The 13,978-nt window shown below is 48.6% G+C and carries 7 protein-coding genes and 1 tRNA gene; 6 read left to right on the plus strand and 2 right to left on the minus strand.

Features of this window, described 5'->3' with window-relative positions:
* Nucleotides 1–129: 129 nt before the first annotated feature.
* Both CKL79_RS17945 and CKL79_RS17950 read right to left on the minus strand, forming a co-directional pair.
* On the minus strand, nt 130–708 hold the full coding sequence (locus CKL79_RS17945; protein ID WP_121970942.1) for a type IV pilin-like G/H family protein: 579 nt from the start codon (nt 706–708) through the stop codon (nt 130–132).
* 415 nt (nt 709–1,123) lie between these two features.
* Nucleotides 1,124–1,567, minus strand: coding sequence for a DUF1824 family protein (locus tag CKL79_RS17950; protein ID WP_240518948.1), 444 nt, complete (start codon nt 1,565–1,567; stop codon nt 1,124–1,126).
* A gap of 91 nt (nt 1,568–1,658) precedes the next feature.
* Here CKL79_RS17950 and radC point away from each other — a divergent pair, with 91 nt between their 5' ends.
* The 6 genes from radC to CKL79_RS17980 all read left to right on the plus strand — a co-directional run bounded on the left by radC (nt 1,659) and on the right by CKL79_RS17980 (nt 13,841).
* On the plus strand, nt 1,659–2,390 hold the full coding sequence (gene radC / locus CKL79_RS17955; RefSeq protein WP_121970944.1) for a DNA repair protein RadC: 732 nt from the start codon (nt 1,659–1,661) through the stop codon (nt 2,388–2,390).
* Nucleotides 2,391–2,465: 75 nt separating this feature from the next.
* Nucleotides 2,466–2,537 (plus strand) — tRNA-Val (locus tag CKL79_RS17960).
* Between the two features lie 210 nt (nt 2,538–2,747).
* Complete coding sequence (locus tag CKL79_RS17965) at nt 2,748–3,917, plus strand: tyrosine-type recombinase/integrase (RefSeq protein WP_121970945.1); 1,170 nt, start codon at nt 2,748–2,750, stop codon at nt 3,915–3,917.
* A gap of 380 nt (nt 3,918–4,297) precedes the next feature.
* Nucleotides 4,298–6,613, plus strand: coding sequence for a hypothetical protein (locus tag CKL79_RS17970; RefSeq protein ID WP_205879140.1), 2,316 nt, complete (start codon nt 4,298–4,300; stop codon nt 6,611–6,613).
* On the plus strand, nt 6,610–7,533 hold the full coding sequence (locus CKL79_RS17975) for a hypothetical protein (RefSeq protein WP_121970947.1): 924 nt from the start codon (nt 6,610–6,612) through the stop codon (nt 7,531–7,533). Before CKL79_RS17970 ends, CKL79_RS17975 begins: the two co-directional genes overlap by 4 nt.
* Before the next feature lie 32 nt (nt 7,534–7,565).
* Nucleotides 7,566–13,841 carry a DEAD/DEAH box helicase gene (locus CKL79_RS17980; RefSeq protein WP_121970948.1) on the plus strand — a complete coding sequence of 2,092 codons (6,276 nt, stop codon included), beginning with the start codon at nt 7,566–7,568 and terminating at the stop codon, nt 13,839–13,841.
* Nucleotides 13,842–13,978 lie beyond the last annotated feature (137 nt).

Consider the following 13,978-nt stretch of genomic DNA (forward strand, 5'->3'; position numbering starts at 1 on the left):
TGGGAGATATATACTAACAATCTGTTTGTACGTATGGAATATACCTAAAAGCAGCCAAGCGGTTTTATCCTACTTAGCTGCTTTAACACTATCTAGTCAGATGAACTTGCCGAACAGCGCGTTCAAGCGTTAATTCACGGGCTTGTAGTTGGCCGTACAAGAAGTTGCAGGAACTGTCGTGTTTCCATAAGCGACCGTTTGGTTGCCATCAACGTCAGCAGGCGTACCTGCAACAGCCTTTGACTCATTGGCTTCACAAAGTATAGCCAAGGTAGTCGCTTCATTGTCATTGACCGTAGCAAGCTCAACGCCACCGATATATGCCTTAATAGATGCTGCTTCTACTCGGGGCTTAGCTCTGTTGGTTACACCGACAGGTGCAACAGTTGTAGGAGCTGTAATTTCGTATTCGTAGTTGCTAGTCTCGGAAGCAATGCCTAAACCGAGTTCGCCAAAGTTATCAGCACCTGCAAACTCGTCATTCTCCAGGTAGTAAGCCTGCTGAGCGCGGTTCATGGAGCCAACGTAGGTCTTAGCTTCAGACTGCTTGGCTTTGTTGGCCTGGTTGAGGAAAGAAGGCAGGGCGATGGCCGACAGAATACCGATGATGATGATAACAACGAGAAGCTCAATGAGCGTGAAACCGCCGTTGCCCTTTTTCTTTGCAGAGAAATACTGAAGCATTTTGGCTTTGAGTTCGGTTTTCATGGAAGGTGTCTCCGTGATGTTTTTGAGGTAAGTGCGTATGCTTTATGGAAATTAAGCTATCCGCCTGCGCAGTAGAGGCAACCGATGATGTAACCTCTCTGGGCGGGTCGATGTTGACTTGCTTTCCGCTCCGAACTTACTTTGCCCCTCAAGAAAACTTGAACAGTCAGCCTATTTACACAAGACACCGCCCACCCACTACTCATTAAATCCGTACTTTTCCGGTACCCGCTTCAGAGTTTCAGCCACAGAGCGCCCCCAACGAACAGCCACCCTCAGGTTTCCCATTCTCTCATCAAAATATTTTGTTTTTTCTAAAAGGGAGCCATGCAGCCATTGTTTATCCTTTTCATATAGCCCCTAACGATCTTCTCCGCTAAAGGTACTGCATTTACAACGGTCGCCTCTGGCCTTATCAAAACAAATCCAGCGGGAAAGGCCCATACGTCCCGTTGACTTGCTCTAGCTCAGGTTCAGAAGTGTGATAGGTCATCAAAACACCTCGCGATTTGCCGCTATAGCCATCCAAATACCACGCATTCTTAAGCGTATTAAACTTAAGATAAACAGCGCCTGCCCGGTCTGGAATGTCTAGCTGAATCGGCTGACTGAGTGCGGCAACGTAGCTTTCAAGCGCAGCTGCTGCGGCTGCAAGCGTGTCGGCACAGATGCCGAGCGTTTGATACTCACTGATTTCGTTGAGCCACAGCAGATCTGAGCAGATGGCCTGCCTTTGTTCGGCAGAAAGGGTAGGGGGTGTCTCTGCCAGGCTGACCTTTATCAGCGCCTGACGGACGGTTTTTAGCTTGGCAGACATTAGCTTGGCAGATAGTGCCTCAGGCGGTTGTTCAGACGACATCGCAAAATAGCCCGGTATCTTCACCTCAGCTTACGGTGTTTTGAGAGCGGTTTCGGGCTCACTGAAAAGAGTTCTCTGCTTGCTCACCCTTATGACTTATAGCCTGCGAGTTGCTGATATGGCCGAGGCCGAAAGACCTCGTGAGCGGCTGCTAGCTCACGGTGCCAAGCGTCTCTCTGCCGCTGAGCTGGTTGCCATTTTGCTGAGCACAGGTCAGGGGCCAGGCAAACTATCGGCAGTCGGGCTGGGTCATTTTTTGCTACAGCACTTGGGTAAAGATCAGCACAGCGGCGACGGCCTCTTGGCCCTGCGAGATGTCACCGCAGAAGAATTAATCGAAATTTCGGGGGTTGGCCCCGCCAAAGCTGCGACGATTTTGGCGGCGATAGAGCTAGGCAAACGGGTTTTACAAAGCCAGCCGCTGAACCTCACCGTAGTAGATGATCCGAGCGTAGCGGCAGCCGCCCTCGGTCACGAACTGATGTGGCAGTCTCAAGAGCGCTTTGCTGTCTTACTGCTAGATGTGAAGCATCGCATCATCGGCTCTAAGGTAATCACCATCGGCACCGCCACCGAAACCCTGGCCCACCCCCGAGAAATCTTCCGCGAAGTAATCAGACGCGGCGCAACTCGCGTGATCGTCGCGCACAATCATCCTTCAGGCAGCTTAGAGCCCAGCACTGAAGACATTCATCTCACCCGACAACTGCTCAAAGGCGCTCATCTCCTCGGCATTCCGCTGCTAGATCATCTGATTTTGGGCAACGGTGATTTTGCCAGCATTCGGCAGACGAGCGACCTGTGGAATGAGTCGATGGAGTGAGCTCACAAACCATCGCGCTGGCCGTATTGGCTGGTCGCTCAGACCGTTTGTAAACATGTTAAAGTGAATAGCCAAGGGCGATTAGCACAGTGGTAGCGCGCTTCCTTCACACGGAAGAGGTCACAGGTTCGAACCCCGTATCGCCCATAATTACGTAAATGACTGAAACCGTTGACTTGCAGCACTCAAAGGCTTGTAAATCAATGGTTTTGAAAGCTGGTCAAATTCCTTTGTCAGGAAGCGGCTTTGTAACAGTTGGTCATTTTTAGGCGACTTTAGCTCCCGTTTGACTATCATTTGACTATCAAAGATGAGTACGTTAGTTCGCTATCGATGTACTACTTTTGAGCACTCACCATGTACAGCAAAAAATCAGGCAGAGCACCCAAAGGTTCTGTAGGCATTGAATCCTTTCGCGGCAGATTACGGATACGACTGCCCCGGCACCTGTATGACGGTAAGCAAAAGTATCTTTCGACTGACCTGGCCGATGCTGCCATCAACCGGAAAGTGGTTGAAGCCAAAGCCAAGCTCATGGAGTCGGATATAGCCCTTGAGCGCTTTGACTATTCTCTGGTGAAATACGGCAAGCCCAAGCCAGCTCAGCTAGCCGCGCTAGAGCCCGCACAGCTTCAGAGTATGAAGGTTATGGAACTTTGGGAGCGATATGCCGCTGACAAACGGTCTGGGTTGAAGCCCAAGACTCAGGAAAAGTATGACAATCTCACTCGGTTATATAGGAAGTTAGGGGAGGTGACTATCGACGAGCCTTTGATAGTCAAACAAAAACTGGAGCAGGTCACTACCATCTACCGCACGAAGGATGGGCTCATGTATTTGGCTGCGGCCTGCCGCTGGGGCAAGAAACACAAGCTGGTTTCGTCTAACCCCTTTGAAGGGATGGCCCAGGAGCTGCCTAAATACCGTTATCAGGTCGATCCTAAGCCGAATGCCTTTACTGAAGAAGAGCGAGATCGGGTTATTGAGGCGTTTCGGCGCGATCAGCGTAAAGGCATGAACTATAGCCACTACGCCCCATTCGTTGAATTTTTGTTCTGCGTAGGTTGCAGACCGAGTGAGGCAATTGGTTTGCAGTGGCAGCACATTTCAGAAGACTTTGGCACCATCAGCTTTGAAGGCTCGCTGGTACAAATCGGAAACCGCCGGATTCGCAGCAAGGGGAGCAAAAATAATAAAACTCGGCAAATCGCTGTTTCCAGGCGAGTTCAGGCTTTGCTAGAGTCGATCATGCCGGAAGAACCACGGCCCACTCAGCTTGTTTTTCCTTCGCGGGATGGAGACTCTATCAGCTATCGTAACTTTTCTCGAAGAGCCTGGACTCGGATCGTCAATCCTATCAAGCCTGATACGACTCCCTACTGTTGTCGAGACACATTCATTACGACGCAATTAATAAAGGGCGTACCGAGTACAGTGATCGCAAAATGGTGCGATACCTCGACTCAGATGATCGATAAAAACTACGCAGATAAACTCAAGCTTGCGCAGATTCGGCCACAAGATTAGGGCTGATCTCGTGTTTGGGGTCTATTACTCAACAGCACTTTGAGGGGATTGAGTGAACGATCTCCGTGTTGGAGATCGCCTTGTGGCTGGAAACTGGCCGTTGTTTTAACGTTTTCTGACAAAACCGGCACAGCGGAGATTTTTGGGTAAAGAAGCTTTAATTAGCGAGCCGCATAAGCCGAAAAGTTTATAGCCGCTGCCTGTTCGTGCAGATTTTTCCTTAGCTACTGGGCACTTTCTATGAAAAGGAGCCTAAGGAACATGTTTGAAAAATGAGCGAGGTGGATTTTTCTCGGTCTGGACGAGCGGAACAGGTTTGGCGGAAGCTTAGGATTGAGAGCAACTGGGGCCATTTTAATCGTCCGTCAGGACATCGCTTCTTGGGTAGCCTTCGATTATCAAAGCTAGACTCAGATCAGCTATTAGACATCACCTCAGAGAACCTGAACCGGTTGAGTTCGGTAACTTTTAAGCGGTTATGCGATCGCTTCAACCTGAACGACCCTAAGAAATACTGGATCCGCATTGTCACGCTGGCGCTATCTGAATATGCCTACTATGACGACGGTGAAGATGGTTTTTGGCAGGGGGTGTGCGATCACCTGAGTGTAGAAAACAGCCAAGGGATTCAAAACGCGCTCAGAGAAGTGCTTAATCAAGGATTCAATCTGCTTGGTCTAGTGCAAGCTCAAAAGAAAAATCGCTATGTTTCAACGCTATGGCTGCAAAGTGGTATTCCTCAGCAAAATTTGGCTCAATTTGCTCAATTGTTAGCAGAACTCTCATCACAGTACGATTGGTGGGATATTAATGATGCGGAGCCGGAAGATCTATCCTGTTTGTTGTACGATTTTTGTCAGGAACACCATCCTCAGTGGGGAAAGCTACTCACTTTCCTGAGCAGTAGCTGTGCGAAAGATGACGATAGCGTAGAACCTATCTCGGGGCAAATACTCAAGGGGATTGCCTTTGTCGCTAAGTCTTTGGAGCAAAAAGGTCTAAATCCAGTAGTACTGAAGGATGCCCATGAACGAGAAAGACTCCTTCAGAACTTTGGGTTGTCTAATACTTTTTTCCTTCGCGACTGGGATGATTTCGTCAGCGTACTTACACCGCAAAGCAATAGTTTGCATCGTAGGCGCAGTATTGTCAGCCATCGTAAAAAGCCTTTGTCGTTATGGCTCGATATATTTGACACGGAGGAAATTCAGCTTGTTTTGCCTGCTCAAACACTTCAAAGTTCAGACTGGAAAGTCTTGAGCGATACCTATGTGAATATTCCAGAGCGAGGCTGGGAGTCAACGTTTTCAAGGAATGGAAAGCTAGAGATTTCAGAAGACGTTACGTCGCTAGTCGAACAAGTCGCTAATGAATGGGTTTGGCATTTGCGATCGCACAGCAATACGTCTCTAACAGAGTGGTGCTGCGAGGGGACTTCACCTGCTTTACCGCTTTTGTTTTTCGATGCTGAGACAGGCGATCACCTGTCACCACATGATGGGTTGAGAGGTATTACTGATATTATTGTTTTCCACTCTAGAGACGTTCAAATAGCGTTATCTAAAGGCGTTAAAGTCGAAAAGAGCTTTGTTCCCTGTAGTATTGCTGGTTGGCGAGGTCAGCAGATTCGGTTGGCTGACGAGCAGGCACAGCTAACAGTTCACGGTGCTCAATCTACAAAAGTTGTTCCGTGGGAAAGATCTCAGGAAGAATTTCTTCAGCTTCGAGGACTTAAGCTGAAGCACAAAACACCAATTTACCTGGAAGCGCCTTCTGTTTGGCATCCATCTGTCCTTTTGCCTAAGACCGTGAGTATTCGGATTGAGAATCTGAATACTCGTAAAGTACTCACTGAAGCAGATGAGCAAATTCGATTAAAAGCTAGCGACACTTGGCAGGCAATCGAATTATCAAAATGGATTGATAGTAAGGGCAAGTATTCCGTGCTTATCTGGAATGAGAATGAGCGCTGGCATGAGAAATTTGAGCTTCGCTCTAGTTTTGAGCTTGAGCAATCCTTACTTATCGATCAAGCTCAGGCGTACGACCTCGACGAGCAACCTCTCTCTATGCCAATTTGGGTCTCTTCAACTCAAGACTTTTGGTTGGAAGAGCTAAAGTTGAAGAACTTATGGCCACTAGAAGAAGTTATTTTTACACTTGAAAGCCAGAAAGAAAAGCATTCCTTTACCAGACATGCTAACTCGTTTGGCCTACTATCTATATCGTTGGCATCTTTTCGGGATGACCTACCTGAGTCAGGTAGGTATGGCTTGAGCTATCAGCGACAGGGTGAAGACCATCAAAGCCTATTAGATGTGTCTTGCGAAGAGTCGATGGACAATATCGTGACAGAGCAGAGATACCTTTTGCCAAAGGCAAGTGCTGATGAGCTGTCTTCAGATAAAAAGCGGACGAGTGTAGAATCTGAACCTCAACAGATAACTTACTCTCTTAATATCAAAAACAACACACGTGAAATACGTAAAGCATTTTGCACGAGGTTCTCGAATCAGCTAAAGAAAACTGGATTGACACAGCACAATATCGAACTCATCAAAGATCCGATTCTGAAAGATTTGATTTTGATTAAGATCGGAAGTCAGCAGGACTTTACTATTCTAGAAGATACTGCAAATGATGTTGCGTCTACTCTCTACACGAGTATAAGTCTGATCGCTTGGGGAAAACGATGAGTAAGCAGCAAATCATAAAAATATTAAGCAATCACCGACACGCTCACTGCTTTAGTCTGGCAAAGCCGCTAACGTTAAATGCGATTACAAAGCTTCTTGAATCCAGTTTGCCACCACACCACGCTACAGAGGCTCTCAAAAGTAACGTCTATGAAAGCTTGCTAGAACTGCAAGCTCAAGGAGAAATCCTCATAGGTATGGGCAATCAATTTTGCATGGCTCCGCCTACTGTAATTACAGAAGATAAAACGGATTTGATCGGGATTTTGTTTAAGGGCGATCGCGCATATCTAAAGCTGGCGCATCAAGCTCTAGAAACTGGACAGCCTTGTGATCGAACTATTCTGCATCCTAAACTTCAGAAGTTTGATTGGCTCGAAGCGCGTCTGAAAAATTGTCATATCCGGCTCCTGACCGTCTCAGACAGCGTAATACAGTTACTTAATCCTGACTGTCCAAAACGCTCTCGGCTACTTGGGGCAGAGTGGCCCGAAGATCCATTTTATACACTTCAAGGAACAGTCAACGTTCAATCATACATTCCTGAGCTTGGAGCAGGGCAGTGGGATCGATGGCAATCCACTACCCGACATCAGATCGCTGATCGCTCGCTTCTAAGATTGCCTACGGGTGAATATCTTTGGTTTGAAGAAGCGCAGATGTATGAGCTGACTCCTGACGAAGCCTGCTTAGCTATGTTTTGGCTAGACCGGCAGATGGATTGCCCTATTCTCCTTGCTTGGGATGAAACACCGGGCCGATTAAATTTGCAAAAGACTACGCTGCCTAGCACCTACGCACAGTGGCTTTGGCGGTTGTCTGAACCCGATGAAAATCAACCCAGGACGCGACGCTTTCAGCCATCTCATCGTCCATTTGTGTGTGAAGCGCTTGCTCGGTTGGGCTGCAAGTTAGTTTGAGCCTTATTTATTGTTCTTAGTTATTTACCTTTATGTCTGACTACCTCAACCCGATTGATGCTGCGCAACAACCTCGCCAGAACCTGATTCGCTATCTACTCACCGCGTATCCCCTACGCGACCCGCATCTGAGATATGGCTTCAAGCAACTGTTAGAGGAGCCAGGGGCGATCTATCAATATCCTTATCTTGAGGGAGCGCAGCCCTATCAAGCAGGCACCAGTCTTGAGAATCTGGTGGCACAAAAGATACTGCATCCGTCAGTTCTCAAGATGTTTGATCCGACGCGCGTACTTTATAAGCATCAGGAAGAAGCCATCATAGCGGTTGCAGCGCGACAGGAAAACATCGTCGTTGCGACTGGAACTGGATCGGGCAAAACAGAATGCTTCCTCATTCCAATGATGGATTACCTGCTTAAGCACCCGCAAAAGGGTGTACAGGCTTTAATTTTGTACCCGATGAATGCGCTGGTCAACGACCAGGTAAAGCGGTTACGGCAGGTGCTTTGTCATCAGGGTGAAGAGCAGGCGCTGGTTCGGTTTGGGTTTTACACCAGCCGCACTGAAAAAACACCTCAAGATGCCAGAGAGAGTCTTAAGGCAGAGCTAGAAGCCAGTGATCGAGAAGAACTTTTAGCGCTGTTTACAAAAGAAGAAAAAGCATCGTGTAATCTCAGTCGCCCTGAATATCTTGTCGATGCTGCTATAGACAAAATTATGAGGGTACAGGCAATCTCTAGAGAAGAGATTTGGGAAAACCCGCCTCAAATCTTAGTCACAAACTACTCCATGCTGGAGCATATGCTGATCCGTCCGCAGGAGCGGGAGTCAATTTTTGCCAGCGCTCAGCATTTTAAGATGCTGGTGGTGGATGAAGCGCACTCCTACAGCGGCTCAACCGGTACGGAGGTAGCTATGCTGATTAAGCGGTTCAAGTCTGCTGTTGGCATTGAAGATGAAGGTCAGATGCAGGGCATTGCAACCAGTGCCACGCTAGGCGATCGCACAAAAGAAAACGTCGTTAGCCAAGTGAGCGAATTTGCCCAAGACTTATTTAGCGAACCTTTTGAGCAAGTAATTTGGGGTGATCGCATTCCGGTAAACCAACGGTTGGGCACTCCCTACAATCTGCCAGACGGCCTGACAGAATCCGATATCTACGAGCACTTTTACGACTTAGACATTCCTGCCCTAGATAGTTCAATGGAGGAATGGCGAGAGGAGTTGAGTTATCTCATCCCTGAGCCGACACTAGAAGATGCCGCTAATCAGGCCAGGGATATTCATCATTTTCTGTGGTTGGTTTTGGGACGAAACCCAACCATTCACCGTTTGATTGAATGCCTTGGCAAAAGCCCTCAGCCATGGAATCAACTAGCGCGATCGCCTCAACTCTGGGAAGTGCCTACAGCATTAGATGGTAGCCTGCCATCACAGGTAGACAAGAAGCTAGAGAAAGCGCTTTCTAACTTAGTCAAACTCGGAACCTTAGCCAAAGAGAACGCGCATTCGCTGCCGCTGCTTCCGGTGAGACTCCATCTACTGTTTCGCAGTATGGAAGGGCTTTATGCTTGCGTTGATGCCAAGTGCAAAGAAGCGGCTGTTGACCCATCTGTGGGTGAGCGTTCCAACTGCTATGGCAAGTTGTATCTCAATAGCAAGGTTGATTGTGAGTGCTGTGCGTCACCTGTAGTAGAACTCGCTAGCTGTCGTAAGTGCGGCCAGTCGTATGGATTGACTCATTTGGGCCAAAGCGATGAGCTACAGCTATTGCCCCGTTCTTTAGAAGCGCTAGAGAACAGTCATTCAGTTTACGTCCTTACCGCTGGGAATTTAGATAGTGTCACTAATGATGAAGGAGACGATAGCGAGGAGATAGATACTACAGAAACAGCGGTCAAAGACACTGTAGGAAGCTTTGAGATTTGCAAAAGCGGACGGAGCAATGGCTGGATCGGGAAGAAAAGTGGCAATCCGATTGATGAGTCAGCTTCATCAGCACATCAGTTGGTTTGGCATCGCCCGCCCAAAGCCGTTAATCTTGAGGGGGGCTATCTCAACCAGTGCCCTGCCTGTGGGGCAAGGCGATCGCACGCCTCTCCTATTGGGCGATTTGTCTCTTATACCGATGCGCCCTTAGAAGTCATGCTTGATAGCTTGTTTGAGCTGTTGCCCCAGCCAAAAACAGAAAAAGACTCTTTACAAGCGACTGGACGTAAACTTCTCACTTTTTCCGATGGGCGGCAAGATGCGGCTTTCTTTGCTTCTGATTTTCAGCGCACCCATACCGAGGCTCTCTACAGACAGCTAATTTGGCGAGCTTTTGAGGAAGTACAAGAGAACAATGTCACCTCAGTCAACCAAGTAGAAGAAAAGTTAGTTGAATATTTCTTAGAAAGATCTATTCCTCATCCAGATAGAGAATCTGATAAACATCATCGTAGCTATGTTGCTGATGATACGAATGAAGAGAGTAGTCTGAATCAAATCGACTGTGCAAAACGAGCACGGAGCCGTGCTAAAGAGCTGCTGATTCGGGAATTTGGGGTGCCGTCTGCTCGTCGGTTTTCGGTTGAGGCACTAGGGCTGCTGAGCTGTCACATAGAAGATTTTTCTCCCTCTTTCTTAGCGCAGGTAACCGAGCAATTCAAGTTGCCAGTGACTGAGAATTTTATGATCGCCCGGATCTTTCTGACGGGGCTAACAGATATGATTCGGCTGATGGGTGCGATTGACCTTCAGGGAACGTCTCGCTATTTCCCAGAAACAGGAGGCGTCAGCGGCGGACAACCTGCCAGATTTGATGCCAAAGGTCGCTCTCAAAGTTACTTAAAGCTAGAAAGAGATCCAAAAGACACGCAGGCAATTTCCTTTCTCTGGCGGAAGAAAGCAAACGGTGAACCGGCACAGCGGCAGAATCAGATTGTCATGTACTATTGCATTTTTTTGCAGGGCCTTCCTTCTGAAGAGAGTTTGTCGTGGCTATTTGATGAGCTGCTTCGGCAGGGTACTTTAGTTAAATACAGAGATGGTCGTCAGCTTCATTGGGAGCTGGTCAATCTCAGGCAGACTGCCCACGATTGGCATCAGTGCAATACCTGTCAGCAAATCTTCCAGGTTCCAGGACTTTCTGAGGTTTCCAAGCAATCTACAGTAGGCGTTGATCGCTGCTTAGCGCCTCAGTGTGAAGGTGTTTTACAGCCTTTCAATCTCGATTCAGATTATTTTTCAGACCATCACTATCGGCATTTGATTCAAAAGCGCAAAGCGCTGCCGCTGCGATCGCAAGAACACACCGCTCAGCTAGGTACCGAAGAATTAGCCAAGCGCGAAAACCGTTTTCGGCAAGGCAAAATCAACCTGCTGAGCTGCTCAACAACGCTAGAAATGGGGGTAGATATTGGTGAATTGCAGGCAGTCGCGCTGCGCAACTTTCCGCCCCATGTGAGCAACTATCAGCAGCGGGCAGGCCGAGCCGGTAGGCGAACAGACGGTGTGGCTATTACGCTTATGTATGGCCAACGCCGGCCTCATGACCGCTATTATTTTGAGCGTCCTGAGCAGCTAATCGATGGCAAGAATCAGGTTCCCAAACTCGATCCTACCAACTTTGAAATTCAAAACCGGCATATTCGAGCCGAATTGCTGGCCTTGTTCCTGCGGACAGAATACGGTGCCGGGGCAGAAAAAATAATGATGGCTGGGTTCTTGGGTCTTCCTGAAAACCTTATGCAGCTATCTAAAATTCCGACAGAATCTATTTTGCTACGGCTCAAAGAATGGCTACATGGGCAGAAAGCGGAGACTTGCGTTCAGCAATGGTTGAGTCAACTGAAGACACAGAAGCCCGCCGGTTCTGTTCTTGAGCAGTTTGAAATAGACCTGAAGGCATTTCAGACTGCTCAACTGGAAGATTGGAACGCCTTATCAAACTTACTGACCGGTCTAAAACAAGCAGTTCGCGACGCTGAGGACGCGAATGAAAGCAAACGGCAGAAAGGCTTTGAATACAAGCGCGACCGCATTAAAGAGGAACTGACGAAAATTCAGAAGCGACAGCTTCATGAAGAGCTAGCGAAAGCAGGCATTCTACCAATATACGGGTTTCCGATTGACGTGGTGCAACTGCTGACCAGAGAGAGCCAACGCTTCTCGAAAGGACAGGGAAAGCATCGACTACAGCGCGATCGCCGTCTAGCATTAGGGGAATATGCTCCTGGCCAAAGCGTCGTCGTCGATGATCGCGTCCACAAAAGCGTCGGGGTCTTACGGCCCGATGACCTGCCTAGCCGCGCTTACTGGGTTTGCCAATCCTGCAACTTTTTTATGGCAGGCAGTACAGACTTAACGCTGCTCGCTAGGCTAGGTGTAGAAGACGGCGATCCTAAATGTCCAGTTTGCGCAGTAAAGCTGCCCGCTGCTAACCAAAAGCCCCGGCATTACAAAGTCCCTAAATCCTTTATCACCGACTGGAGCGAAAACCCAGCCGTCACACCTCGCAGAAAACCTATGCGCCAGCCCACTTCGCAGGTTTTTCTGGCGCAGGAAGGCGATTCTTCAGAACCGATGCTAGAGCCGTTTTTTGAACTCATCACCAGCCAGGGCGGTCAGTTCTTTCTGGCCAATCAAGGCGGTAAGGGCGGCAGGCATCAGGGCTTTGCGCTGTGTCGGCGGTGTGGCCGTGACCTGACCGAGCTGCGTAATAAGATTTCTCGGAAAAAAGCTTCGCAAAGAAAGTCCTCGCCGCTCCCTCATACTCACCCCATTACGGGTATCGCGTGTGAAGGATGGCACGAACCTACGCATCTGGGCCACGAGTTTCGCAGCGATTTGCTGAAAATTCGCTTTACGCCTGCGGCAAAGCCTCAAAGCTTATTTGGGGCGGTGACTCATTTAGATGGCGGACGAGAAATTCATTCGGATGCTGACTCAGACGTGCCCGTAGACGGGTCTGCTTTTTGGCGGTCGCTCACCTATGCCCTACTCGCTGCCGCTGCTCAGATAATTGACGTTCCTCGCTCTGAACTAGATGGCCTATTTAGCCCGCTCGAACAGAGCTTTGGAAACGTGGCAGAAATTATTATTTACGACAACGTTCCCGGCGGGGCTGGCTACAGCCGACGCATTGCCGATCAGTTCTCAGAAGTCTTGCAGCGTGCCTACCAGCTAGTCGAGTCCTGTAGCTGTAGCAGCAGTTGTTACGACTGCCTGCGAACCTATACCAATCAGGCGTTCCACCATGAGCTTAATCGACATCTCGTTTCAGAATTTTTGAGCCCAATTGTAGAAGATATACAGCCGGACGCGGTGCTGAAAGCCTTTGCGCCGAATGCGAACCGGGTCGATTTGCTGCGAATGTCTGAAAGGCTAGACAGCTATTACGCTATGGCTGGAGCGCGCAGTATTGCCTATTTGCCTGCGATCGCTGCCCCATTCACTCTCCAACGATTGACTCAAATGATCAACGCGCTAGGCGGCAGCACATCGCTAGAACTTATTGTGACTGACCTGCCTGAACGAGGTGAAGACGATCAGGTCAGGGTTTTACGCAAGCGACTGTCTCAGTGGATTGACCAGGGGACATTGAAATTGTATACCACAGCTCAGCGGCAAAATCCTCTCTTGTGTCTGAGCAGTCAGCTCTCACATAGAATAGCTTTGCAGCTCCAGCCCGCTTCAGATGGGAAACCTGTAGAATGGCTGCAAACTCGGAGTGAACAAGGGGTAGCGTCTGTTTTTCAGAAGTTGCAAACGTTGAAAGAGGATGCAGCAGTTGTTGAATCTGAAGCGCTAGAAGATCCTAATACGCAGGTGATCTTTTTAACGCCTGATGGGAAGCTACTCACGCTTGAACAGCTCAGAGAAGTGATGGGGCTATCGTCAGTTCTAAAAGGGAACCAGATCAAGAAGCTGATTTATAGCGATCGCTACCTGAACAGTCAGCAAAGTCCTAGAGCCAACATTCTAAAGTCACTACTTCAGAGTGAGTGGACAACTGCGGCCTCTCACCTCACCATCCACATACAGCAACTGAAGGCTGAATACGACAGCCGCAGCACACATCGCCGTAAAGATATTGAGGAAGAACTATCAAGGCTACCTGGACAGCTCAAAGTCGAAATGCGTCCATATCCAAACCGCCACAGACCACCTTTTCCTCACCAGCGTGAGTTGACTATCTGGCTCACTAACAATGCGACTTACCGTATTCTTTTCGATAAAGGGTTAGATTTTCTCGATCAAGCGCCCAATGGAATGTACCGTATTACAGAAGCCACGTACATTGTGATTATTAAGGCATCTTAGCTCTCTATTTGCCGTAGCTCGACAGGGTAATGATGAATCGGGGTATCAACTCAAGGCGGGAAAAGCAGAGCTTCTAGTCAAGTAACAAATAGCACATTGGCCAGGCGGATAGAAAAAGCTCTGCGGCGAAGCCCAGA

It is taken from the genome of Leptolyngbya sp. BC1307, assembly GCF_002286735.1.
Lineage (GTDB): Bacteria > Cyanobacteriota > Cyanobacteriia > Phormidesmidales > Phormidesmidaceae > Phormidesmis.